General features: G+C 44.9%; 24 protein-coding genes. 18 read left to right on the top strand and 6 right to left on the bottom strand.

Going from position 1 to position 22,603, the window contains the following annotated elements:
* From guaA to NHB34_RS07005, 8 genes are read left to right on the top strand one after another with little or no spacing between them, the layout of a single operon-like run.
* Positions 1 to 1,608, top strand: a complete 1,608-nt coding sequence (guaA, locus tag NHB34_RS07040) for a glutamine-hydrolyzing GMP synthase (protein WP_353426937.1) — start codon at positions 1 to 3, stop codon at positions 1,606 to 1,608.
* 15 nt (positions 1,609 to 1,623) lie between these two features.
* Positions 1,624 to 2,421: a ferritin-like domain-containing protein gene (locus NHB34_RS07035; protein ID WP_353426936.1), complete on the top strand. Its 798-nt coding sequence runs from the start codon at positions 1,624 to 1,626 to the stop codon at positions 2,419 to 2,421.
* Between the two features lie 26 nt (positions 2,422 to 2,447).
* The gene (locus tag NHB34_RS07030) at positions 2,448 to 3,149 is read left to right on the top strand and encodes a hypothetical protein (RefSeq protein ID WP_353426935.1); all 702 of its coding nucleotides are present in this window, start codon (positions 2,448 to 2,450) and stop codon (positions 3,147 to 3,149) included.
* Positions 3,125 to 3,853: a hypothetical protein gene (locus tag NHB34_RS07025; RefSeq protein WP_353426934.1), complete on the top strand. Its 729-nt coding sequence runs from the start codon at positions 3,125 to 3,127 to the stop codon at positions 3,851 to 3,853. The genes NHB34_RS07030 and NHB34_RS07025 overlap by 25 nt, the downstream gene beginning before the upstream one ends.
* Before the next feature lie 28 nt (positions 3,854 to 3,881).
* The gene (gene queE / locus NHB34_RS07020) at positions 3,882 to 4,535 is read left to right on the top strand and encodes a 7-carboxy-7-deazaguanine synthase (RefSeq protein ID WP_353426933.1); all 654 of its coding nucleotides are present in this window, start codon (positions 3,882 to 3,884) and stop codon (positions 4,533 to 4,535) included.
* A 37-nt stretch (positions 4,536 to 4,572) separates the two neighbouring features.
* Complete coding sequence (gene queD / locus NHB34_RS07015) at positions 4,573 to 5,037, top strand: 6-carboxytetrahydropterin synthase QueD (RefSeq protein WP_353426932.1); 465 nt, start codon at positions 4,573 to 4,575, stop codon at positions 5,035 to 5,037.
* Positions 5,038 to 5,496: a tRNA adenosine(34) deaminase TadA gene (gene tadA, locus NHB34_RS07010; RefSeq protein WP_353426931.1), complete on the top strand. Its 459-nt coding sequence runs from the start codon at positions 5,038 to 5,040 to the stop codon at positions 5,494 to 5,496. It abuts the gene before it with no gap.
* Entirely contained in the window at positions 5,493 to 6,437 is a 945-nt protein-coding gene (locus NHB34_RS07005; protein WP_353426930.1) for an LD-carboxypeptidase, read from the top strand. The genes tadA and NHB34_RS07005 overlap by 4 nt, the downstream gene beginning before the upstream one ends.
* A gap of 19 nt (positions 6,438 to 6,456) precedes the next feature.
* On the opposite strand, the gene rlmJ is transcribed toward NHB34_RS07005, so the two are convergent.
* From rlmJ to NHB34_RS06980, 5 genes are read right to left on the bottom strand one after another with little or no spacing between them, the layout of a single operon-like run.
* On the bottom strand, positions 6,457 to 7,326 hold the full coding sequence (gene rlmJ / locus NHB34_RS07000) for a 23S rRNA (adenine(2030)-N(6))-methyltransferase RlmJ (protein ID WP_353426929.1): 870 nt from the start codon (positions 7,324 to 7,326) through the stop codon (positions 6,457 to 6,459).
* 5 nt (positions 7,327 to 7,331) lie between these two features.
* Positions 7,332 to 8,123, bottom strand: coding sequence for a phosphatase PAP2 family protein (locus NHB34_RS06995; RefSeq protein ID WP_353426928.1), 792 nt, complete (start codon positions 8,121 to 8,123; stop codon positions 7,332 to 7,334).
* 4 nt (positions 8,124 to 8,127) lie between these two features.
* On the bottom strand, positions 8,128 to 9,387 hold the full coding sequence (locus NHB34_RS06990; protein WP_353426927.1) for a glycosyltransferase family 9 protein: 1,260 nt from the start codon (positions 9,385 to 9,387) through the stop codon (positions 8,128 to 8,130).
* 15 nt (positions 9,388 to 9,402) lie between these two features.
* Positions 9,403 to 10,452: a lysylphosphatidylglycerol synthase transmembrane domain-containing protein gene (locus NHB34_RS06985; protein ID WP_353426926.1), complete on the bottom strand. Its 1,050-nt coding sequence runs from the start codon at positions 10,450 to 10,452 to the stop codon at positions 9,403 to 9,405.
* 49 nt (positions 10,453 to 10,501) lie between these two features.
* Complete coding sequence (locus tag NHB34_RS06980) at positions 10,502 to 11,998, bottom strand: glycosyltransferase family 39 protein (protein ID WP_353426925.1); 1,497 nt, start codon at positions 11,996 to 11,998, stop codon at positions 10,502 to 10,504.
* A gap of 47 nt (positions 11,999 to 12,045) precedes the next feature.
* On the opposite strand from NHB34_RS06980, the gene NHB34_RS06975 reads away from it, so the two are divergent.
* Positions 12,046 to 12,843 (top strand): DUF3047 domain-containing protein, encoded by a 798-nt coding sequence (locus NHB34_RS06975; RefSeq protein WP_353426924.1) that lies wholly within the window; start codon positions 12,046 to 12,048, stop codon positions 12,841 to 12,843.
* Positions 12,844 to 12,857: 14 nt separating this feature from the next.
* Here NHB34_RS06975 and NHB34_RS06970 read toward each other — a convergent pair whose 3' ends face one another.
* Positions 12,858 to 15,134 carry a heavy metal translocating P-type ATPase gene (locus NHB34_RS06970; protein ID WP_353426923.1) on the bottom strand — a complete coding sequence of 759 codons (2,277 nt, stop codon included), beginning with the start codon at positions 15,132 to 15,134 and terminating at the stop codon, positions 12,858 to 12,860.
* Between the two features lie 51 nt (positions 15,135 to 15,185).
* On the opposite strand from NHB34_RS06970, the gene NHB34_RS06965 reads away from it, so the two are divergent.
* The 9 genes from NHB34_RS06965 (at position 15,186) to NHB34_RS06925 (ending at position 22,577) form a co-directional block, all read left to right on the top strand.
* The gene (locus NHB34_RS06965; protein ID WP_353426922.1) at positions 15,186 to 15,380 is read left to right on the top strand and encodes a heavy-metal-associated domain-containing protein; all 195 of its coding nucleotides are present in this window, start codon (positions 15,186 to 15,188) and stop codon (positions 15,378 to 15,380) included.
* A 67-nt stretch (positions 15,381 to 15,447) separates the two neighbouring features.
* On the top strand, positions 15,448 to 16,095 hold the full coding sequence (locus tag NHB34_RS06960) for a DUF47 family protein (protein WP_353426920.1): 648 nt from the start codon (positions 15,448 to 15,450) through the stop codon (positions 16,093 to 16,095).
* Positions 16,096 to 16,106: 11 nt separating this feature from the next.
* The gene (locus tag NHB34_RS06955; RefSeq protein WP_353426919.1) at positions 16,107 to 17,117 is read left to right on the top strand and encodes an inorganic phosphate transporter; all 1,011 of its coding nucleotides are present in this window, start codon (positions 16,107 to 16,109) and stop codon (positions 17,115 to 17,117) included.
* A 133-nt stretch (positions 17,118 to 17,250) separates the two neighbouring features.
* Positions 17,251 to 18,339 (top strand): iron-sulfur cluster carrier protein ApbC, encoded by a 1,089-nt coding sequence (apbC, locus tag NHB34_RS06950; RefSeq protein ID WP_353426918.1) that lies wholly within the window; start codon positions 17,251 to 17,253, stop codon positions 18,337 to 18,339.
* Positions 18,340 to 18,371: 32 nt separating this feature from the next.
* Complete coding sequence (locus NHB34_RS06945) at positions 18,372 to 18,890, top strand: DUF3305 domain-containing protein (RefSeq protein WP_353426917.1); 519 nt, start codon at positions 18,372 to 18,374, stop codon at positions 18,888 to 18,890.
* On the top strand, positions 18,887 to 19,492 hold the full coding sequence (locus NHB34_RS06940) for a DUF3306 domain-containing protein (RefSeq protein ID WP_353426916.1): 606 nt from the start codon (positions 18,887 to 18,889) through the stop codon (positions 19,490 to 19,492). Before NHB34_RS06945 ends, NHB34_RS06940 begins: the two co-directional genes overlap by 4 nt.
* Positions 19,493 to 19,502: 10 nt before the next feature.
* Positions 19,503 to 21,593 carry a 4Fe-4S binding protein gene (locus NHB34_RS06935; protein WP_353426915.1) on the top strand — a complete coding sequence of 697 codons (2,091 nt, stop codon included), beginning with the start codon at positions 19,503 to 19,505 and terminating at the stop codon, positions 21,591 to 21,593.
* Positions 21,590 to 22,240 carry a molecular chaperone TorD family protein gene (locus NHB34_RS06930; protein ID WP_353426914.1) on the top strand — a complete coding sequence of 217 codons (651 nt, stop codon included), beginning with the start codon at positions 21,590 to 21,592 and terminating at the stop codon, positions 22,238 to 22,240. The genes NHB34_RS06935 and NHB34_RS06930 overlap by 4 nt, the downstream gene beginning before the upstream one ends.
* A 115-nt stretch (positions 22,241 to 22,355) precedes the next feature.
* Positions 22,356 to 22,577 (top strand): hypothetical protein, encoded by a 222-nt coding sequence (locus NHB34_RS06925; RefSeq protein WP_353426913.1) that lies wholly within the window; start codon positions 22,356 to 22,358, stop codon positions 22,575 to 22,577.
* The last annotated feature ends 26 nt before the right edge of the window (positions 22,578 to 22,603 follow it).

Below are 22,603 nucleotides of genomic sequence, written 5' to 3'. Positions count from 1 at the left end.
GTGCACGACAAAATACTGATTCTCGACTTTGGTTCACAAGTAACTCAATTAATTGCAAGACGTGTGCGTGATGGTAGAGTGTATTCAGAAATACATCCCTATGATTGCGACCCAGAATTCATCCGCAAGTTTATTCAAGAGCAGGGTGGTAAGGGGATTATTCTCTCTGGAGGCCCAAGCTCTGTTACTGAAGCAGGAAGCCCACGCGCACCGCAAATTGTTTTTGAACTTGGCGTGCCTGTATTGGGAATTTGCTATGGAATGCAAACGATGGCAACCCAGTTGGGGGGCGCGGTTGCTTCCGCTGAATCTCTTGGAAAGGCTCGTGAGTTCGGATACTCCGAAGTACGTGCGCATGGTCATACTAATTTGCTCAAGGGTATACAAGATTTTTCTACCAGCGAAGGCCATGGCATTCTGAAGGTATGGATGAGTCATGGCGACTCAGTAACGCAATTGCCACCCGATTTCTCTTTGATGGCTTCGACAGATTCTTGTCCGATTGCGGGCATGGCAGATGAGAAGCGTCGCTTCTACGCTTTCCAGTTCCATCCTGAAGTCACGCACACCATTCAGGGCACTGCAATTCTAGAGCGATTTGTGCATCAAATTTGCGGCTGTAAGCCAGATTGGGTGATGGGTGATTACATTGCGGAAGCAGTAGAAAATATTCGCAAGCAAGTTGGCGATGAAGAAGTCATCTTAGGCTTATCTGGTGGTGTCGATTCGAGCGTTGCCGCTGCATTAATCCATCGTGCTATTGGTGATCAGTTGACTTGTGTATTTGTTGATCATGGCCTACTTCGTCTAAATGAAGGCGATATGGTTATGGAGATGTTTGCTCGCAATCTTGGTGTAAAAGTGATTCGGGTTGATGCAAAAGATACTTTTATGTCTAAGCTTGCAGGAGTTGCCGATCCTGAAGCTAAGCGCAAGATCATTGGCAAAGAGTTCGTAGAAATTTTCCAAGCTGAATCCGGAAAGATTAAAAATGCCAAGTGGCTGGCGCAGGGTACGATCTATCCAGATGTCATTGAGTCTGCTGGTAAGGGAAAAAAAGGTGCTCACACCATTAAGAGTCACCACAATGTTGGCGGCTTGCCTGAAGATATGCACCTCAAGCTACTTGAACCGCTACGCGAACTGTTTAAAGATGAGGTGCGTGAACTTGGCGTGGCTTTAGGTTTACCTCGTGAGATGGTGTATCGCCACCCCTTCCCTGGTCCTGGCCTTGGTGTTCGTATCTTGGGCGAAGTAAGGGCAGAGTTTGCGAACCTTTTGCAAAGAGCAGATGCTATTTTTATCGAAGAGTTGCGCAATACGATAGATGAAGCAAGTCAAAAATCTTGGTATGACCTGACAAGTCAAGCATTCGCCGTATTTTTACCAGTCAAGTCAGTCGGAGTGATGGGTGATGGCAGAACCTATGAGTATGTTGTTGCTCTCAGGGCAGTGCAAACACAAGATTTTATGACTGCACATTGGGCACATTTGCCACATGACTTGCTTGGCAAAGTATCTAATCGCATCATCAATGAAGTGCGCGGTATTAATCGAGTGGTATACGACATTAGCGGAAAACCTCCTGCCACGATCGAGTGGGAATAAGTTCTAGTTTGCTAGATGACTGAGTTACGCCAAACCGCCCTTGAAATTTTGGCAATAAGCGATCCCCAGATTAAGGTTGCTCGAACTTTTCAGCTATTTGATGATCATCAACTGCAAAATCTTAGTCTTGATGTTGCTGCAAATTATGATGACGCGAATCTTGCACTTCCAGGCCGACCAATTAAGCCTGAGTTAGTGCCTCCTTTAGATGTACCCAAAAGAAAGATGGATACCGTTGAGGGTAGGGCGTCTTTACTGCACTCATTAGCGCATATTGAATTTAATGCTATCAATCTTGCACTAGATGCCATCTGGCGTTTTTCTGATATGCCAGAGCAGTACTATACGGACTGGCTAAAAGTTGCCAAAGAAGAGGCTTATCATTTCACGCTCATCGATGAATATATTCAATCGTTTGGTTACTCTTACGGAGACTTTCAAGCGCATAACAGCTTGTGGGAAATGGTAGAGAGAACGCAGGATTCTGTGATTGCCAGAATGGCTTTAGTGCCCAGAACGATGGAGGCAAGAGGTCTTGATGCAGTACCTATGATTCGTGATCGTTTCAAACAAATCAAGGATGCCCGTGCAGTCGAGATTCTTGACATTATTCTTCGTGATGAGATCGGCCACGTTTTTATTGGCAATCATTGGTTTAATTTCTTGTGCAGTAAAGCTGCCTTATCTCCAATTTCAGTTTACCGAGATCTAGCAAGAAAATACCGCGCCCCGAAATTAAGAGGGCCATTTAATCTTGAGGCTCGTAAGCAAGCTGGATTTACTGTTGAGGAGTTAAGTTTGCTTGGGGTATAGTTGATTCAATAGATTTTGGAGGAAATATGAATTTATCTCGTCGCGCATTCATTACTTCAGCAGCTTTAGCGCCAGTAGCCTGTGGTGTGCCATTGGCTTATGAGCGTGGTACACCTGTTGCTCAACCAAGGCCTTTGCCAGCTATTAGACCTCCACAAATTGGGCAAGAGTGGACCTATATCAAACGAGATGTGTTTGATGGAAAAAATTTGGGCTTAGTAACTGAACGAGTCAGCAGCATTGGTTCAACGATTGTGATTGAGCGCTCAGACGAGAGTGGCGGAAGATTGGCTAATGAAGTGCAGGGCCCTTGGGGTATGGTAATGACCGATCCACAATGGCCAAAGGTTGTGAGTTTTAGTCCTGCTATTCCGTTGTGGCCTCAAGAATTAAGTCGCACTTGGAATAAGCAATTTATAACTAAATATAAATTGGCGGGATACCCAGATTCTGCTTATGTTTGGCAGCAATATATGAGCGCCCACGGCTGGGAGCAGATTACCGTTCCCGCTGGTACTTTCTTAACGTTGCGCTATCAAAGCTTAGTGAATTACGAAAGTGATGATGATAATAAAGTTAACTGCATTCGTAGAGAAACTGTTTGGTTTGCTCCAAGTATTGGCCGCTGGGTTGCACGTGAATCTTCCGGCTCTTACATGATTCAGGGGCAAATAGGTAACGTTAATCTTGAGGATAGTCTGCAGTGGCAGTTAACCGCTTACAAGTGATTTCTTGGAGGGCGCTTTTATCTATCGCCCTATCAATCTTATTGGTGGGGTGTATTTCTTCACAACCCTTTCCTGAGGGTCCAGCTCTAGCGCAACCAATTCCCGCTCCTATCGCGAGGGCTCCAAAGGTTGGCCAAGAGTGGGTGTATCGAGTAAGAAATGTTTTTAATCAAGAAATTATCGATACCGTAACGGAGAGAGTAATTTCCGTTGGTGAGGTCATCCGGATTCAGCGTGTGGGTGTTAAGGCAGGGCCACTTCCAGATGAAATTCAATCTCCTTGGGGCTATGTTCTGCAAGATCCTCATTGGACTCCGCCACAAAAATTTCAACAACCCATTCCTTTGTGGCCATCACAACTTCAAGCTGGTTGGAATGCATTTTATAAATCACGCTATGAAGTATTGTCGAATCCGGGCAGTAGTTTTTACTGGGGTCTCAATATGACGGCCTTAGGTTGGGAGCAAGTATCTTCACCAGCAGGTCTTTTCCCCGCTCTTCATTACCATAATGAAATCCCATATTTTGAAAGTAACGACCTATTTAGGGTGATGAACATTCGAGAGGAAGATGTTTGGCTCTCCCCAGAAATTGGTCGCTGGGTCATCCGTAGAGGATCTGGGCGTTACATTACCCCTGGAGTCTTTTGGTCCAATGCGTATTGGGAAGACTATTGGCAGTGGGAGCTAGTCTCCTGGAAGTAAGCAATGCGACTAAAATAAGCGTATTGCTATGTATACCGTAAAAGAACTTTTCCCTACACTCCAAGGCGAGGGTGCTCACGCTGGTCGTGCCGCTGTTTTCTGCCGCTTCGCTGGATGTAATTTGTGGAGCGGTCGTGAGGAGGATCGCGCCAGTGCAGTTTGTCAATTTTGCGACACCGATTTTGTGGGAAGTGATGGTATTGGCGGTGGAAAATTTGATAACGCACAAGACCTTGCCAGCGCAATTGAGCAGTCTTGGAAAAGTACTTCGGCTGGCCCTCAACAGCGATACGTAGTTTTCACTGGTGGCGAGCCATTGCTGCAATTAGATGAGTCTCTCATTTCTGCGCTTCATCAAAGAGGTTTTGAAGTGGCGATTGAAACAAACGGCACCATTAAAGTCCCTAAGGGAGTCGATTGGGTATGCGTTAGCCCGAAGGCTGGATCTGAGCTCATTGTTCTTCAGGCAAATGAGCTGAAATTAGTAGTGCCGCAAGTTGGTCACGATGCGCTTGAAAATGTAATGTCTCGGTTTGAGAAGATGGATTACCGCAACCGTTTCTTGCAACCCATGGATGGGCCAAACGTAAAAAGCAATACCGAATTGGCTGTTGGTTTATGTCAAAAGCGCCCATTGTGGAGATTAAGCATCCAATCACATAAACTGATTGGAATTCGATAAATGGGTCGCTATAGCGATCATTAATTGATAGATCTAAATGGCTAATAAATCATCGAATATTTCTATTACTCGTCGTCTTGAATTTGATTCAGGCCATCGCATTCCGAATCATGATGGTCAATGCCGACATTTGCACGGACATCGATATGCTATCGAGGTAATCTTAACTGGCGAGGTAGCAGATCATCCTGGTAAGGCGGATGATGGAATGGTGCTGGATTTTGGTGACATTAAGCGTCTCACAAATCAGCATGTGGTTGAGCCTTGGGATCACGCATTCTTAGTGGCAAAAGAGGATGAAAAATTGGTAGCGTTCCTGGCAAGCTTGCCAAATCATAAAACAGTGATCATGGAACATGTTCCTACAGTAGAAAACCTAGCCAATACTGCTTTTGCAATTTTGCAACCTGTATTCAATCAAGCTTTTGGTGGTCGACTTCAGCTTTCTGCAGTTCGTCTGTATGAAACACCCAATTGCTGGGCGGATGTACATCACCAATAAATGACCCAAGCAGACCTTGATCATCAATTTATGCAACAAGCCATTGGGCAGGCTCAACTGGCTGCTCTGGCGGGCGAGGTTCCTGTAGGTGCTGTTTTAGTACGAGATGGTAAGGTTATTTCTAAGGCATTTAACCAGCCGATTCATCATCATGATCCGAGTGCTCATGCAGAAATGTTGGCGCTGAGGGCAGCCGCTAAAGCAGAAGAAAACTATCGTCTACCCGGTAGCACCCTGTACGTCACCTTAGAGCCCTGTACGATGTGTGCTGGAGCCATACTCCATGCGCGAGTGGATCGTGTTGTGTATGGGGCGCCGGATCCAAGGACCGGTGCCGCTGGAAGCGTTTTGGATGTATTCTCATCCAAGCAAATTAATCATCAAACGGTAGTTCAGGGTGGGATTATGGGTGAAGAGTGCGGTCAGTTACTACGCAGCTTCTTTAAGGAGCGCAGATGAAGGCTATTTATTTAATTGCCCCTTCGGGCGCAAATCTCGACCCTAATAGTCCTGAAGCAGGAATTGCCTATTTACATAGTCAGGGCATTGAAATTTCAAATGCTCAATGTGTACATCGCGTTCATGAACGTTTTGCTGGTACTGATGCGGAGCGTTTAAATGAATTAAATGGTTTAGCAACAGTTGATCCAAAAAATCTGGTGATGGCCATGCGTGGTGGTTATGGCATTCATCGTTTGTTGCCAGATATCGCGTGGAACACCATTGCAAAAGCGGTAAAAAATGGTTTGCAAATTTGCGGACATAGTGATTTCACGGCTTTTGAATTGGGTTTATTAGCAAAAACTGGGGCAGTGACTTTGTCTGGCCCAATGCTCAATTATGACTTTGGTCGATTAGACGAGCATGGCAATGCGCTTGCACCAGATCCATTTATGTGGAAGCATTTCTTATCAGCCACCCAAGAGCGGAAGTTGGATTGCCAAATTCAGTCACCTCAATCTTTCTTGGGTGAGGTAAGTGCAGGCTCGATTGCTGGATTGCTTTGGGGCGGCAACTTGACGGTGATAGCCAGTCTTGTTGGCACATCCCATCTACCATCTTCAGCACAAACGAAGGGCGGTATTCTATTCTTGGAGGATGTGAATGAACATCCTTATCGACTAGAAAGAATGATGATGCAGCTACTTGATGCTGGCATTCTTCAAAATCAGTCTGCAATATTATTGGGCGGCTTTTCAGCATATCGTTTGTACGATAACGATAAAGGGTACAACTTTGAGCATGCAGTAGAAGCTATTCGTGATCGCCTGCCAAAGCAAATTCCAATCCTAGTGGATTTGCCATTTGGTCATCAGGCAGAAAAACTGACGCTACCCGTTGGGGCAAACGCGACACTAGATTACAGTCCAACTGGATTCAGTATTAAAGCAAGCTGGTGAGTGAGCTTTCTTAGATCCTTTAGGCCTCAAAGCTCTTCAATATTAGTTTTGCTCCACCATCCAAGCCGAGGGCCTTAACTAATACCGGCAACGCTTCAGCTAGATGTTTCTCAAGCGTCCATGGTGGATTAATAATAAACATACCGCTAGCTTGCAAACGGCGCTCATTCGGAGCGTTTTCTACTCTTAACTCGGCATGTAACCAAGAGCGTTTATTGGCAGTCGCAATCCGCTTCATACGCTCTGGTAGTTCTGCGGATTCTCTTCTGGAAATGGCTGGATACCAAATTGCATAGCAACCCGTTGCAAAGCGACGCAAAGCTTCCTCAATTGCGATTTCAAGATTACGGTAGTCTTGTTTATCTTCATATGAAGGATCGATGAGCACAAGACCACGTCTACTTGGTGGTGGGAGCAGACCTTTTAGTCTGCTAAAGCTATCTTGTGCATACACATCGATTTGTTTGGACTGTTTAAGTTGCGAAACATTCTGACGCAGAATATCGATTTCTTTGGGATGCAATTCAAATAATTTGAGACGATCTTGCAATCTTAAAAAGCGCGCAAGAATAAATGGCGATCCTGGGTAAATCTGAATTTCACCTTGAGGATTTTCAGAAGAAATACAGTCTAGATACTGCTGGATACTTTTAGGAACAGTATTGCCTGCCTCCACAAACTTCTGAAGACGAAAGATTCCGCCCGCAGCCTCTTTGCTAACAGCGGCAAAGCCATCTTCTAGGCTATAAATTCCAGCGCCAGCATGGGTATCCACGATGGTTAATGCGCCAGGTTTTTCTTGTAAATATTGAACCAGTTGAATAAGAACGATGTGCTTCAGAATATCGGCATGACTACCAGCATGAAAAGCATGACGATAACTAAACATGAGCCTTACTCTACATTCGTTTGGGAATGACTTGCCTGTGCCTTGATAAAAAATATTAAGGTGATGGTAATAATCGCAATAGAGGCATATTGCAGTGGGAGATTTAACTCAAGATCCATGACTTGGGAGTAATGGGCATAAATCGATACAAGCCCGCCAACAGCAATAAACCGAGTCCAAAGGGCTTGTGGCTTCAGTTGAGATTCAGGCAGGTAATTTGCTAGATAGGCGCCGATCATTCCACACCACATTCCAACTCCGGCGCCTGCCAAGACATCGGTTAGCCAGTGAGCTCCAACAGCATTCCGAGATAAACCTACTAGACCGGCTACAAGGAATAGGATCAGTAGGTGAGTGCGATTATTCTTGGCGCAAGAAAAATACAATGCGCTTGCAATTGCAAAAGCGGTAAGGGTATGACCAGATGGAAAAGCCTTGTATTGCAGAAGATCGCCTATTCGGTGAAAACTACCATCCTCTAGCAGACCTCCAGGTCTGGGTAGATCAAAGATATTTTTTAGGGTGCTACTAGCCAGAGCGGAGATCGCGCCACCTAAAATGCCAGCACTAAATATTCGTGGTGCCAATAAAAGTAATGGAAATGCTAAGGCAAATACTCCCCAACCATTACCCAAGAACGTGAGCCATGCCCACAAGGTGTCTGGTAGGAGTTGAGTAAAGCGATTGATTGATAAAAAGCTACTGCTTTGAAATTCACCAAAATAAATCGCTGCAGCAAGAGCTATAGGAGCGATCGGGATAAACCAAGTTAGCGTAGAAATCGCTTTTTTGCTCATTTCACTAGCGGCCTTTAGCTTTATCCGCTTCTTGCAATTGAATGCTAACTTTCTCTAAAACTTGAGCAACGCTAATTGCTTGCATGCAAACATTGTCATGACAAGGGGTCTTACGATGGTTTGCTGCGCTGACACAAGGAGAGCAAGCAAGATTTGCAGTAATCGCAATAGAATTACCAACTGAACCATATAGCGCAGGAGTTTCCGGGCCAAACAGCACCACGGTTCTGAGGGGTGTGACCGCAGAGAAGTGTCCTGGGCCAGAATCATTCGTGACCATTACATCAGAGAGTGTGTAGAGCGGAGGCAATTCAGAAAAAGTCACCTGACCTGCAAAGTTTAGGGCGTTCTTGACATTGGCAACAAAGCGCACTTTATCTACATAGACAAATTCCGCTGGTGACCCTGTGATCAAAATCAGGTCTTCTGGATAGCGCTGATTTACTGCTTGAATGAGCTCAGAGAAACGTTGTTGCGACCAGCGACGTTGTGGCAAGAGGTCACTTGCATTTGGATTGATCAAGATAATGCGATTTTTTCCAAAGGTAAAAGAAATGCCGGCTTCAGCAGCCTTTTTCTCAATGCGAGCTAGTACCTTCTTTAAAACATCGGGATTAATCACCGCTTGCTCAAGCTTTACTTCAGCATCGGCAATATGAATCTTGCTATAAGGAACTTCAATTTCTTTAGCAAAAGCCGCATGAATTAGGGCTAGGAAGTTTTTGGTGATATGAATATGTGGGTTGTAATGAACTTTGCGAGTCAGCATAAAGCCGCGCCATAACCCTTCACCATGAAAAATATGATAACCAACGCGCTTGCGAGCACCGCATAGACCAGTAAGGAGGGCAGTAAAGCGTGAGAATAATTCCAAATCAATCACTGCATCAATGCGGTGATAGCGAGCCAAAACTAAAAAGCGCAATGTATCTTTAATCAGGCCACTTAAGCTAGAAGAGTCAATCGTGAAGATATTTTCTGGCTTTACGGTATTGAGTAGGGTAAGGCTAGCGCGATTACTTTTAAAAATTAAGAAAAAGATCTCTGCGCCGCGTGCCTGTGCGTTTCGCATGGCAGGATCTACCAGAATTGCGCTACCCATCTCAGACAGCTCAATAAATAATAGTTTTTTTGGTGTTTCTGGTCCGCGGCTAAATATATTTTTGATGCCGTCAACTACTGCCACAAAGGGGCTAACGATTGCACAAAGGGGTACACCAACCCAATGATCAATTGCCCGCATAGTATTGACGCTAATAGCCATAATTTCGCTCTGAGATTATTTTCGTTTTAGTAAAAAATATGCACCTGGTAGAACGGAAATCACAGTAAGTGCGCCGTAACTAATTGAGGCTAATACTGTGAGTGATGGGCTCACCCCCCAAAGTGCTAAGACAGAAGATAGAGTGGCTTCACGTAGACCCCACCCTGAAATACTGATCGGCAGCATGAGTAAAAGGCTTAGTGCTGGCAAGCCAATCATCAGGCTGGAAATGGGTGCTTCAGCCCCATAGGCTCTTAAGCAGAATCCAAAAGCCAAAATAATAAATCCATGGATGGCAATCGCAAAAATTGCTTGAGCAATATTCATTGGCCAGGAGAAAGCCAGTCTTATTCCTGGCATTGCATTGCCCATGTTTAAGCGAGCAAGTAACTTTTGCAATAACTCGGTTGTGGGTTTCCAAGTCAACACCAATGCTATAGAGAGTCCAGCCAATACCATTACGGCGACCACGGCATAGCCAAGATCTTGACCCCAAGCTGCAAGAGTGGCGCCACCCAGAATAAGTCCAAGTCCACCAAGTAAATTATTTCCTGCCAATCCCAAGAGGCGATCTACCAGTACCATTGCAAAGCTCAAGCGGAGCTTCGGTGTTGCATGTTCTAAATCAACGGAATGATGTAGTTCTTGATCAAGCTCTTTTGTTTCGCTGAGGCTACCGGCGCTATTGAAATGCGTAGCAGTGATTGCCCGATAGCTGTCCCCGCCGAGAGTGCTTGGTAAGCCTTGATTAATTAAACCGCCAGCAAAATATAAGGCGATATATTTAAATAGCCCGCCCTGGAATCCGACGCTGCGCATCAGAAAACCCCAGCGCAAGCCGCCACAAATGAAGGCACAGCAAATCGCAATTGCCGCAGCAACCAGCCATATAGGTTGCATCTTGATCTCAGAGTCGAGTAGGGTATGCCAATCGATGCCACTGGTTGCTTTCCAAAGCAAAGCAATAGACAGAACAATACGAATCGTTGGCCATGCGCGTTTTAGAATGGATTTCCACCCAGCAGTATTTTTTGGATTTGGGGTAGATGTAACTTGTGAACGCATAGGCGTAAGGATAATGCTTTGGGCGCCTAAGGTCTTGAATTTTAGTGATTTACTTGGCTAAGCTAGATCCCTGCCAGTTGCTACAAAGGCTAAAGTCAAATTTAGACAAAATTTGCCCAAAACGCTTAATTTCTAGGCTATCTAAGGGCTCACATCGCTCAAAAGAGTTTTTATTGCCAATTGGCGCAGGAAAGGACATTCCAGACCAGTTGATGAGAAGAATATTTGCCCCTTGAGGAAGATCGCCAAACCATAGGTCAAACTGATCTCGTCGCTCATCCAAAACAAATACCGGGGTCGGTTTTGCATACCATGCAGCTCTACTTCCCAAGGTCCAATTTTGCACGGCAATTCCTTGAGCTTTTGTTGCTTGTGTCAGCTCAGATGCCTTGTGTCCAGCTGATTTCCAGCCATATAGGTCAGCTATTGGATTTGCTTTAATCACTTCTGATTGAATGCCACCCGCTAGAACGTAAGCGAATCCAATAGTGCAAAGTAGCAACTGAGAGACAAACAGAATTTGAATGAGACGGCGATGTTGCATCGACCAAGCTTTTGCTAAGCCGATTCCCGCAAAGGGGGCAAGACAGAACCATGCTGGGGCTGTCCAGTGTGGCAGGCCTCCGCCGCCAGAGAGTGATGCGAAGATGGCAAATGGAATGACAAAAAATCCAAGCAATGCCCATACAGAAAGCTTCGCACCATGCACACAATATTTAATAAATAAATAAGTACCAAGTAACAGCAAAGGTCCGTAAACCAAAATCTGTAGACCTACATAGGTAGCTAATTTTCGCCATAGCCATGTACTACCTGCACCATGTGCAATTTGATACTTAAATGAGATCCAGTCGTTTGCCCAATTCCAATAGAGGACAGGACTAATGCAAAAAAGAGCGATGATGGCGGCTAACCAAAATCCAGTAGTGTTAATCCAATTTTTTCTTGGGCTACTTAAGAAGACAAGTAAGAGTGCCAAAGCGCTAAAGGCTGCGGTGTATTTGCTGAGGCCTGATAGACCTAACAAAACACCTGTAAAAACCCAATCACTGACATTAAAGTACTCTTTGCTAAGCCAGCGAAGTGCCATCAACATGAGCCCAAGACTCAGAGGTGTCAGTAAAGTATCTGGCAATAAACCAATCGCGAGCACGTGAGGAATCGGAGCGGCAATAATCGCAAGTACAGCCATTAGTCCGCAGGTATTTTGAGCGGGCAGCGTACTAGTTAGGTAGCCTGCATTTCTGCCTTGGATGAGGTGATGAATTTCTAATGTCACTTGATAAACCAAGTAACAAGAGATCACCCAAAGAAACTCTGGTATGAGTCGAATGATTCCTTCAAGCGAAGTGATGCTTATAAGTGGCCATTGGATCCATCCCACCAATGGTGGGTGATCAAAGTAGCTCCAAGCAAGATGTTGCGCATATAAAGCGTAGTGAGCCTCATCAACAGAAAATTCAATTGAGAAGCCCAAAGCAAAGTGCACCAATGCCGCAATGCAAATGCTGATTGCGGCCCAGCTTGATGGTGAGTGTTGGCGCATTTGACGATTTTAGTCTCAGTTGGGTAAAACTTTGGGACAATTCTGTTATGCGAAAAATTGCCTTATTTCTCACAACAATCCTGTTAGCCATTGTTTTATCTGGATGTGCTGGATTTGGCGGAGACTCCGTTCAAGATGAGTCTGGCAAAAGCTTTCGAGTTGATCAAATACCCGCTCAGGAAGAGTTGCCAAAATTTTCTGCTCAAGCGGGGCGCGAGGGTATGCCGCAAGGATGGAACTTCTATCGCATTGCACCTTATAAGAAGAACACCATCTATCGTTTGGAGAATTACCAAGGCAGAACAGTTTTAAGTGCGAACTCAAAAACGGCAGCATCAGGTTTGGCGGTCAAGCTAAAACCAAAGAAGGTGTCAAATTTATGGCTGCAATGGGAGTGGAAGGCGTTGAGTGCGATGCCTGAAGCTGATAACAGTGAAGGTTATCGAGATGATGCCCCATTGAGAATATTGGTTGCATTTGATGGCAATAAATCCAAACTTTCTTTAAAAGAAAAAATGAATTTTGAGATGGCGAATTTAATTAGCGGCCAAGAAATGCCTTATGCCACCTTGATGTATATCTGGTCTGGTAAGTCGCCTGTAGATTCCATCATTACGAATGCCCATACTTCGCGGATCAAAATGATTGTGGTGGATTCAGGTTGGGATAATTTAGGTCAATGGCACAAGCATCAGCGAGATTTGTCGGCAGACTATAAACGAGCTTATGGTGAAATTCCAGGAGATTTGATTGGCATAGCTTTGCTTACTGATACGGATAACACTAAATCTGAAACTCGCGCTTTTTATGGTGATATTGAGCTAATCCGTAAGTCTGCAAAATAAGCGCGATGCTTGAATTAGTGATGCGTAGGGCGCCAACGCTTCAGTAAGAGCGCATTGCTTAAAACGCAAAAACTAGAAAGTGCCATTGCGCTACCCGCGAGCATGGGTGATAAATAACCAAGGGCTGCCAAAGGAATGCCTGTGGCATTAAATGCAAATGCCCAAAAAAGATTTTGCCCAATCTTGCTCCAAGTTTTTTTAGAGATATCAATCGCACCCGCAACAAGACTGGGGTCTCCGCGCATGAGCGTGATGCCTGCTGCCTGCATTGCCACATCTGTACCCGTCGACATTGCCATGCCTACATCTGCACTTGCTAAGGCCGGAGCATCGTTTACTCCATCGCCAACCATGGCGACGTATTGTCTAGCTTGATCTTGGCCAGAGGATTGCAATTGACGAATAATTTCCGCCTTATTACTTGGTAATACTTGCCCAAAAACTTCATCAATTCCAATGGATTGGCCAACCCTTTTTGCGGCAGCTATATTGTCGCCAGAGAGCATGACGGTACGAATGTGTAATTGATGTAAAGCAGAGATTGCTGCCTTTGCCGAGCTCTTGAGTTCATCTCCAAAACCAATGATTGCCAGAGGTGTTGATGGCGTTTCGGAATGTACTAATACAGATACGGTTTGTCCTTGGCTTAGGCAGTGTTGCGACTTATCTAGAATTTCTGAATAGTGTGAATTATTTACGAGCGAAGCAATACTTTGAAGCGAGAGCTTTTGATTGGCCCAAGGTCCAGAACTTGGTACGCCGCTGATCCCAACCCCAGGCAACGCTTCGCTTTGGGAAGGTGGGATAGGAATGGCGCCTGCAAGTTTGGCTGCATCAATCAACGCTTTAGCTAATGGATGTTCGCTGCCCATTTGCAAGCCCGCTGCAGTTGCAAGAAGCAATTTCTGATGATTACTGCCGCTAAGATCAATGAATTCGAGTACTTGTGGCTTGCCAATAGTGAGAGTGCCAGTTTTATCAAAGGCAACAATTTGTAATCGATGCGCCAACTCTAAAACTTGGGGGTCTTTGATTAAGATGCCAAAGCGTGCCGCAACTCCTGTCCCCGCCATGATGGCCGCAGGAGTGGCTAGGCCAAGCGCACAGGGGCAGGCAATGACAAGAACCGATACGGAACGCAAGATGGCAATAGAAACCGAGTCTAAATAAATCCAATTTGCCAAACCCGTTAATAACGCAATAATGATGACGCTTGGTACAAAAATTGCGCTAACTCGATCAACTAATTTCTGGATAGGTGCTTTTTGCGTTTGAGCATCTTCCACTAAGGTAATGATTTTTGATAAGACGCTTTCAACACCAACTGCTTTTGCATCAATAATCAAAACACCTTCGCCGTTTAGTGATCCGCCAATCACTTTCGCGCCAAGTGATTTTTTAACGGGATCGCTTTCACCGGTTAAAAGCGACTCATCAATGTGGCTATTGCCAAGGAGAATCAAGCCATCAACTGGAATGCGTTCGCCTGGTAATACCAAAATATGATCGCCTGGAAACACCTGATCCAGTGGCAATTCGCGATACTGATCAAGAGCAACACCTTCTTTTATTACAAGATTGGAGTTGAGAACCTTTGCATTCGCTGGCCATAATTTTTGAAGCGCACGAATTGCCTCGCTGGTTTGTCGCTTCGCTCTGGCTTCTAGCCATTTACCAAGCAAGACCATGCAAATAATGACTGTAGAGCCTTCAAAGTAAAGCTCATGGTCCGCGTGAGGCGATGCAATCATTTGATAAACACTTAGTCCATATGCAGCACTAGTTCCAAGTGCGACCAATAAATCCATATTTCCTGCACCAGCCATTAGTGATTTAAGGCCAGCTTTATAAAAGCGCCAACCCAAAATGAATTGCACAGGCGTTGCTAATAAAATTTGCCACTTTGGAGCAAGTGCCCAATGGATGCCAAATGGCATGAAAAACATGGGCAAAAAGAGTGGGGCGGAGAGAATAAAACTCAGTAGCACTCTTCCAAACCCATCTGAACCCCAAAATGCATGGGCGGGATTGGGATCAAAATTGCCATGGGCTGAGCTGATCTTGGCGCCATAACCTGTTTTTTGCACTAAATGGATGATTTCGTCTGCTGTGGTTGATGAGCCAGGCTCGAGACGAACTTTGGCTTGTTCTGTAGCAAGGTTGACGCTAGCAGCCTCTACCCCAGGAATTCGATTAAGCGCCTTCTCAACCCTTGCCACGCAAGAGGCGCAGGTCATTCCATCAATATCTAGGGTAAAAATCGAGGAATTCGTGTCATTTTGCAGGCTCATATGGAAGATAATCTACCTGATAGCAGGTGAATTTACTTCATAAAGGTTGATATGTTGAATTTAAAGGTATCCGGAATGACCTGTGGGGGCTGTATTAATGCGGTGACCCGAGCGGTGCAGTCTGAGGATCCTGCCGCCAAAGTACAAGCTGATTTAGCAACTCAAACGGTGACATTAGAAACCAGCCTTACCGTCGAAAAAGCTGCTCAGCTTATAACAGATGCTGGCTTTCCAGTTGTTCAATAAGCTTTTGTTTAGAATGTCGCAAAACCTAACAAAACCCGTAGTTTTTGTTCCTAAAGGATCGTGATTTATGTTCTTCAGTAAGTTAATGCCTCACGATGGTAATTTTTTCGAATTGTTCAATGAGCACGCTGGAAATATTGTTGCCGCTTCTGAATCTTTTTTGAAGTTTGTTGAGCATTACGGCGATGAAGCTTTGCGTGCAAAGTACACGCAAGAAGTTGATAAGGCTGAGCATGCTTGTGATGATGTTGTGAAAGAGGTGCACCGTCGCCTGCACAAAACATTTATTACGCCAATCGATCGCGATCAAATCTTCTCACTGATTAATACGATGGATGACGTGGCCGACCTATTGCAAAACGGCACAGAAGCTATGCATCTTTACGATGTAAAGCAAATGACACCAGAAATGTTGCAAATGGCTGAACTGTGTAATCAGTGCTGCATCAGCATGAGGAATGCCGTAGGTACGCTTAAAGATATATCTGATCCAGAAGTTGCGAAAGCTGCATTGAAGACTTGCGATGAAATTGATCATTTAGAGTCTGGAGCTGATCGTCTTTTATCCACTGCTATTACTAGATTGTTCCGTGAAGATATCGAGGTTCGCGAGCTGATTAAATGCCAACGTATTTACGAATTGCTCGAAGAAGTGACCGATAAATGTGAAGACGTTGCCAATTTAGTTGAAGGCATTGTTCTTGAAAATTCTTAAGGCGAAATAAGTTGCCAGCGACAGAAGTAGCTTTTTGGGTAGTAGCGCTTTTAGTAATACTGGCGCTTGGCTTCGACTTCATGAATGGATTTCATGATGCGGCGAACTCTATTGCGACCGTTGTCTCCACAGGTGTTTTAAAGCCGCAGCAAGCGGTCGTCTTTGCTGCCTTCTTCAATTTCCTAGCAATCTTTATTTTTCACCTCAGTGTTGCTGCTACTGTAGGTAAGGGTATCGTCCATCCATCGGCGGTGGATTTGCATGTCATCTTTGGTGCTTTGGTGGGTGCAATTGTTTGGAATGTGATTACTTGGTATTACGGCATTCCATCCAGCTCATCACATGCCTTGATTGGCGGTCTTGTTGGCGCAGCTCTTCCAAAAGCAGGTTTTTCTGGTTTAGTTTGGGCTGGGATCTTTAAGACAGTCGCGTTTATTTTTATTTCTCCGCTAGTTGGTTTTCTCTTGGGCTCATTGACAATGCTCTTGGTTTCATGGGTTTGCAGACATGCCACTCTTGCGAAGACAGATCGCTGGTTTCGTCGCTTGCAATTACTCTCGGCGGGCGCATACAGCTTGGGTCATGGCGGTAATGATGCGCAAAAGACCATTGGCATTATTTGGTTATTGCTGATTATTACTGGCTACGCAGAAGCGGGTGGCACCATGCCGCCTACCTGGACAATTATTTGCTGTTACATCGCTATCGCTTTAGGCACCATGTTTGGTGGTTGGCGAATTGTGAAGACCATGGGTCAAAAACTCACAAAGCTCAAACCAGTTGGTGGTTTTTGTGCTGAGACTGGTGGCGCAATTACTCTTTTTGCCGCTACAGCTTTGGGCGTTCCAGTTTCAACTACCCACACAATTACTGGGGCTATTGTGGGCGTAGGCTCTACCCAAAGAGCTAGCGCGGTCCGCTGGGGTGTGGCCGGAAACATTGTGTGGGCATGGATTTTCACCATTCCCGCTACCGCCTTAATGTCCATGCTGGTGTATTACCTCAGCTTAATCATCTTTTAATCTAGCCTCGCAAGATCGCCCGATCTCATTTCAAGCAATTTTTTGCTGGTGCGGTTAATCTACTTCTAATTAATTCAATATTTTTTACAACTCCGCGATGCATTCTAGGGGTTGCTCGCCATGGGAGAAAGTAGTGTCAGTTACTGTTGAAGCGGTTCAAGGTGTATTAAAGAGTTTGATCGATCCGAATACAAACGTCGATTTTGTCACCGCTAAAAATATCAAGAATCTCAAGGTGGAAGATGGTGACATCTCACTCGATATTGTTTTAGGTTATCCAGCAAAAAGTCAATTTGATGCTATTCGAAAAGCGGCAATTAATTCTTTGCGTAATTTACCTGGTGTCAAAAACGTTAGCGTGAACGTCACTAGCCAAATTGTTGCGCATGCCGTTCAGCGAGGAGTTAAGTTATTGCCTGGCGTTAAAAATATTATTGCTGTAGCAAGCGGTAAAGGTGGTGTTGGCAAATCAACTACTGCAGTTAACTTAGCATTGGCTCTTGCCGCTGAGGGCGCACAAGTTGGAATACTGGATGCAGATATTTATGGACCAAGTCAGCCTATGATGCTGGGCATTACTGGTAGACCAGATTCTCTTGAAGAAAACACGATTGAGCCAATAGAAGGGCATGGCTTGCAAGCTAGCTCGATTGGCTTTTTGATTGATGATGATGCGCCGATGGTTTGGCGCGGTCCTATGGTGACTTCAGCATTAGAACAATTACTGCGCCAAACACGTTGGCGTGACCTCGACTATTTAGTAGTTGATATGCCCCCGGGTACGGGTGATATTCAATTAACACTCTCCCAAAAGGTGCCTGTCACCGGCTCTGTGATTGTGACTACGCCTCAAGACATCGCATTACTTGACGCACGTAAGGGCCTTAAGATGTTTGAGAAGGTAGGGGTACCTATCGTTGGCATTATTGAAAATATGAGCACTTATGTTTGTCCGAGTTGCGGTCATGAAGAACATGTATTTGGCACTGGTGGCGGCGAAAAAATGTGTAAAGACTACGGAGTAGAGTTCTTAGGTGCTTTGCCTCTCAATCTATCGATTCGCGAGCAAGCTGACGCGGGTAGACCTACTGTGATTGCGGATCCTGATGGAGCTATCAGTGCGATTTACAAAAACATCGCCAGAAGAGTTGCGATCAGAGTTGCTGCACTCTCAAAGGATATGAGTAGCAAGTTCCCCAACATTGTTGTTCAAAACACATAAAAAGTTAAATTACTATGCGCTTTGCGGTGCTCATGTGTAAACAAAAAATAGATAATCCATGGGTCTCGCACCGCTGGGTACCGCTAGAGGTGTTGCCTGATTTTGAGCAATACGCAAGCCAATCACCGAATTCTGTTACAGGAAGATTCCATGGGCAAGACTCTGAAGGTGAAACCTGGTTGTTTACGGGATTTGAGCTCAACCTGTATCAGGATGAGGCAGAGGGCTATTACCTGAATACTTCAGCTACTAAGCCTTGTTGGTTTGTAATGTGGCGTTTAGAAGAAGATATTGATCGATATATTGATGCAGCATCTCTGCAGCTAGCTAAGGCTGATACCGCTATTGCTGTTCCTCACCGAATTTGCGTCAGTTATAACGAGGCTGCGCGTTTATTAGATGGCGGGGAGTCTGTTGATACGGTGCCGATGAGTCAGGAGCATGCAGCATGGTTACAAGAATATGTTGATGAGCACTATCGACCTGAACCTAAAAAACGCCATAAACCTGCCTCATTCAAGGGTGCACAACGCCCTGCGGAGGAAAGATGACGGAAGGTTTTCTCAGTCGATGGTCGCGTCGTAAGGCTGGCAAAGAAAAAGAAGATGAAGTTCCTCAGCAGCCTGAATCGAAACAAGTCACTTCGCCAATCGCAGACAATAGTTCTGCAGATCACAATAAATTGGGTGATCAAAGTTCACCACCAGTGACTTTTGAGGATGTAAAAAAAATCGATCGATTCGCCCCAGATTTTTCTGCTTTTATGAAGCCAGATGTAGATCCTGCTGTGCAGCAGGCCGCTTTAAAGAAAATGTTTACTGACCCACACTTTAACGTGATGGATGGTTTAGACATTTATATTGATGATTATTCAAAGCCTGATCCACTGCCAACGGGCATGTTGGAGCGCATGGTGCAGAGTGACATGCTGAATCTATTCCGCAAAAAGTCAGAAGCGATCGTAAAGGATAGGGCTGATACAGAACCATCAGACACTTTGTCAAATACAGAAAATCAGACTTTGGAGGCAGAATTTAAAACTGATTTAACATCCACTAGTATTCAGGGGGCTGACGCGTCGACAAATGAGTTGATAAAGGACCAAAAAGATTCAAGCGGCCCCTTATCAAAGTTAGAGCAGAAAAAAACCTAGAAGGTTGTTAATGGCCCAAAAATTTGTATGTAATTGCAACGGCACGATGCCTCTAGATGCTAAGGCGTTGGGCGTGACCATGCACCAGTCTTTATGTAGGCAAGAGGTTGGCTCTTTCCTCAAGGGCTTGAACGATTCTGATTCCATTGTGGTCGCTTGCACGCAAGAGGCTTCTTTATTTAGTGAGTTAGCAGCCCAATCTGAAAAGCCGTTAATTGCTCCTTTGAAGTTCGTCAATATTCGAGAAGTGGCTGGATGGACTCAAGAGGCGAAAACATCTGGACCCAAGATTGCCGCCTTGTTGGCTTTAAGTGAAATGCCAGAAGCGGAAGCTGTGCCAGTTGTGAATTATGAAAGTCAGGGTAGATTGCTAATCATAGGCTCTGGTGACCAGGCAATACCTTGGGCAGAAAAACTCCAAACTGCTTTGGATGTCTCCGTGCTCTGTACTGAGCCAGGCGAGCTGCCATTAGCGCGTGATTACCCTATCTACAGTGGTGTAGTGACCAAGTTAGATGGATATCTCGGTAATTTTTCAGTGAGTTGGGATATAAGAAACCCTATCGATTTGGAGATGTGCATTCGCTGTGGAGCATGTCTTGACGTATGCCCAGAAAATGCGATTGATCTTTCATTTCAAATTGATCTAAATAAATGCAAGGCACATCGATCATGCGTAACGGCTTGCGCAAGTATTGGCGCAATATCATTTGATCGCCAAGAGATTGAGCGTAGTTCAGAGTTTGATTTGATATTGGATCTACGCTCAAGTCCTGCGATGCGTATGAGCCAAACGCCACAAGGTTATTTCGCAACTGGCAGCGACCCTTTAGACCAGGCTTTGATCATGAATCAATTGCTTGAGATGGTTGGTGAATTTGAAAAGCCCAAATATTTTGCATACAACGAAAAAATATGCGCGCATGGCCGTAATGGCAAAGTAGGTTGCAGTGCTTGTATTGATGTCTGCTCTACAGGGGCAATCGGATCGCTATTTAAGAATGGTCAAGGGGCCGTAGAGGTGAATCCGAATCTTTGTATGGGTTGCGGTGCTTGTTCTACGGTTTGTCCGTCTGGTGCGATGCGCTACAACTATCCAAGCGTGCCTCATCAAGGAAAAGAATTAAAAACAATTGCTAGCGTATTTAATGCTGAAGCTACCAAATTCAACTTGGAATTAAGCCCGAGTTTGCTATTGCACAACCATAAAGTAGGCGGCCAACTGATTCAAAGCTTAGGTCGGTCTGCTCATGTCTTGCCAAAACGGTTTGAGGGTCTGCCTGCCTTTGTAGTGCCTTACGGCATCGAACACATTGCTTCAACGGGTTTAGAGTTGTGGCTTGGTGCACTCTCTTATGGTTTTGCAGAGGTGATTTTGTTGCTAAGTGGCGATGAAGATCCTGCTTATCGTGAAGCGCTAACCAATCAAGTGAAACTCGCTAATGCTATTTTGAATGCCTATGGATTTGATGATCGTATTCAATTGTTATTGACTGATTCGCAAGAAGATTTGTCTCCAATATCCAAAGCAATGGGCGATCTGCGTCAGCGTGGCTCATTAAAGCCAATCTGTTCTCCGGCTAGTTTCGGTTTATCTAACCAAAAGAGAGAAACTTTGGAGGCGGTTTTAGAGTATTTGCAAAAACAGGCAAAGACACGTTTGCCTGAGGCGGGCGCATCTCTCCCCAAAAATTCTTTATTAGGTGGGTTAAAGATTAATCGAGATGCGTGTACCTTGTGCATGTCATGCGTTGGTAGTTGCCCAGAGGGTGCGCTTCTTGATAACGTTGATGAGCCAATACTCTCCTTTATTGAAAAGCAGTGTGTTCAATGTGGCATCTGTGTGCAAACATGTCCCGAGAGCGCATTGACCTTGGATCCGCGCTTACAGAGTGTGGAACAGCGTAAACAAAAGCAAACCCTAAATGAGACCCAGGCTTTTCATTGCATTAGCTGTGGTAAACCATTTGGAACTGCAAAAATGGTTGACCTCATGCTGGCAAAACTAGGTGCGCATAGCGCATTTAGCGGCGCAGCGATGGATCGCTTAAAAATGTGCGGCGATTGCCGCGTAGTCGATATGGTTAAGAAAGAGTTATGACGGATCAGAGTGCGCAAAAGGTAAATAAGCCATTAACAACTGAAGTTGGTGATGTTGGGTTACCAGAGGATTTGGCGCGAGCCGATCTCTATGGATTGATTGCGCGCTTTTTTCATCTTCCGCCAGATCAAGAATTTTTAGATCAAATTGCCGCAACCGCTGATCAGCAAGATGCATCTAATGATGCCCCACTAGCCAAAGCATGGATGGATGTGGTTGAGGTGGCGAAGAATAACTCTGCAAAAGCTTGGCATGATGAGTTTGACTTGAACTTTATTAGTGTGGGCAAGCCAAACATTGTTTTAAATGGGTCGTTTTATATGGCCGGTCATCTCAATGAAAGGCCTTTGGTCAATATTCGCAAGGCACTTGAAGAGTTTGGGCTTGAGGCCGCTGAAGAGGTGACCGAAACCGAAGATCATATTTCTGCGCTATGCGAAGTCATGCGCTACTTGATTGCGGGGGATGACGTCGAAATATCTAACCTTACAAATCAAAGGGTTTTTTTCAACGAACATATTCGTCCTTGGTATGGGGAATTGTGCGATGCAATACAAGATCTTCCCGAGATGCATCTTTACCATCCAGTTGCCATTCTGACTAGAGAATTTCTAGATATCGAAGGCCAAAGTTTTGACATGATTTAATGCTGCGCTGCAATATGGGGAAAGCCTTACCCACTATTTTTGAAACTAATATGTCAAAAGTGCAATAAGTGATTAAACTTGATTGCAATCAAGAAAAATTACAAAGGAGCATGCCATGAGCACTAAAACTAAAGTTGCCTCAAGCGAACAACCAAAAACTTCTCGTCGAATGTTCTTTATTGGTGCAGGCGCAGCAGTAGGCACTGTCGCAGTGGCTTCCCAAACATCTGTTGGTAAAGCAATTACTCAAGAACTAGCAGGTGGCGCAAAAGTTACGGAGGAGACCAAAACCATAACTGAGCATATGCGCAAATATTACGCAAGCACCCTGATTTAACTCAATGGTTTTGTAAACGTTAATTA

This window comes from Polynucleobacter sp. MWH-UH19D (assembly GCF_040409795.1).
Lineage (GTDB): Bacteria > Pseudomonadota > Gammaproteobacteria > Burkholderiales > Burkholderiaceae > Polynucleobacter.
The sequence above is the reverse complement of the archived record's forward strand: the minus strand, read 5'-3'. Positions and strand labels throughout refer to the sequence as shown.

Bases quoted from the DNA above. Each gene is read 5' to 3' on its own strand.
- NHB34_RS06960 (WP_353426920.1), top strand. From the start codon at position 15,448: ATGTTCTTCAGTAAGTTAATGCCTCACGATGGTAATTTTTTCGAATTG.
- NHB34_RS06970 (WP_353426923.1), bottom strand. From the start codon at position 15,134: ATGAGCCTGCAAAATGACACGAATTCCTCGATTTTTACCCTAGATATT.
- NHB34_RS06945 (WP_353426917.1), top strand. From the start codon at position 18,372: ATGTGTAAACAAAAAATAGATAATCCATGGGTCTCGCACCGCTGGGTA.
- rlmJ (WP_353426929.1), bottom strand. From the start codon at position 7,326: ATGTTTAGTTATCGTCATGCTTTTCATGCTGGTAGTCATGCCGATATT.
- NHB34_RS07005 (WP_353426930.1), top strand. From the start codon at position 5,493: ATGAAGGCTATTTATTTAATTGCCCCTTCGGGCGCAAATCTCGACCCT.
- NHB34_RS06975 (WP_353426924.1), top strand. From the start codon at position 12,046: ATGCGAAAAATTGCCTTATTTCTCACAACAATCCTGTTAGCCATTGTT.
- NHB34_RS06965 (WP_353426922.1), top strand. From the start codon at position 15,186: ATGTTGAATTTAAAGGTATCCGGAATGACCTGTGGGGGCTGTATTAAT.
- NHB34_RS06990 (WP_353426927.1), bottom strand. From the start codon at position 9,387: ATGGCTATTAGCGTCAATACTATGCGGGCAATTGATCATTGGGTTGGT.
- NHB34_RS06995 (WP_353426928.1), bottom strand. From the start codon at position 8,123: ATGAGCAAAAAAGCGATTTCTACGCTAACTTGGTTTATCCCGATCGCT.
- NHB34_RS07030 (WP_353426935.1), top strand. From the start codon at position 2,448: ATGAATTTATCTCGTCGCGCATTCATTACTTCAGCAGCTTTAGCGCCA.
- NHB34_RS06985 (WP_353426926.1), bottom strand. From the start codon at position 10,452: ATGCGTTCACAAGTTACATCTACCCCAAATCCAAAAAATACTGCTGGG.
- NHB34_RS07035 (WP_353426936.1), top strand. From the start codon at position 1,624: ATGACTGAGTTACGCCAAACCGCCCTTGAAATTTTGGCAATAAGCGAT.
- NHB34_RS06940 (WP_353426916.1), top strand. From the start codon at position 18,887: ATGACGGAAGGTTTTCTCAGTCGATGGTCGCGTCGTAAGGCTGGCAAA.
- NHB34_RS06925 (WP_353426913.1), top strand. From the start codon at position 22,356: ATGAGCACTAAAACTAAAGTTGCCTCAAGCGAACAACCAAAAACTTCT.
- tadA (WP_353426931.1), top strand. From the start codon at position 5,038: ATGACCCAAGCAGACCTTGATCATCAATTTATGCAACAAGCCATTGGG.
- NHB34_RS06930 (WP_353426914.1), top strand. From the start codon at position 21,590: ATGACGGATCAGAGTGCGCAAAAGGTAAATAAGCCATTAACAACTGAA.
- queD (WP_353426932.1), top strand. From the start codon at position 4,573: ATGGCTAATAAATCATCGAATATTTCTATTACTCGTCGTCTTGAATTT.
- NHB34_RS06980 (WP_353426925.1), bottom strand. From the start codon at position 11,998: ATGCGCCAACACTCACCATCAAGCTGGGCCGCAATCAGCATTTGCATT.
- NHB34_RS06935 (WP_353426915.1), top strand. From the start codon at position 19,503: ATGGCCCAAAAATTTGTATGTAATTGCAACGGCACGATGCCTCTAGAT.
- queE (WP_353426933.1), top strand. From the start codon at position 3,882: ATGTATACCGTAAAAGAACTTTTCCCTACACTCCAAGGCGAGGGTGCT.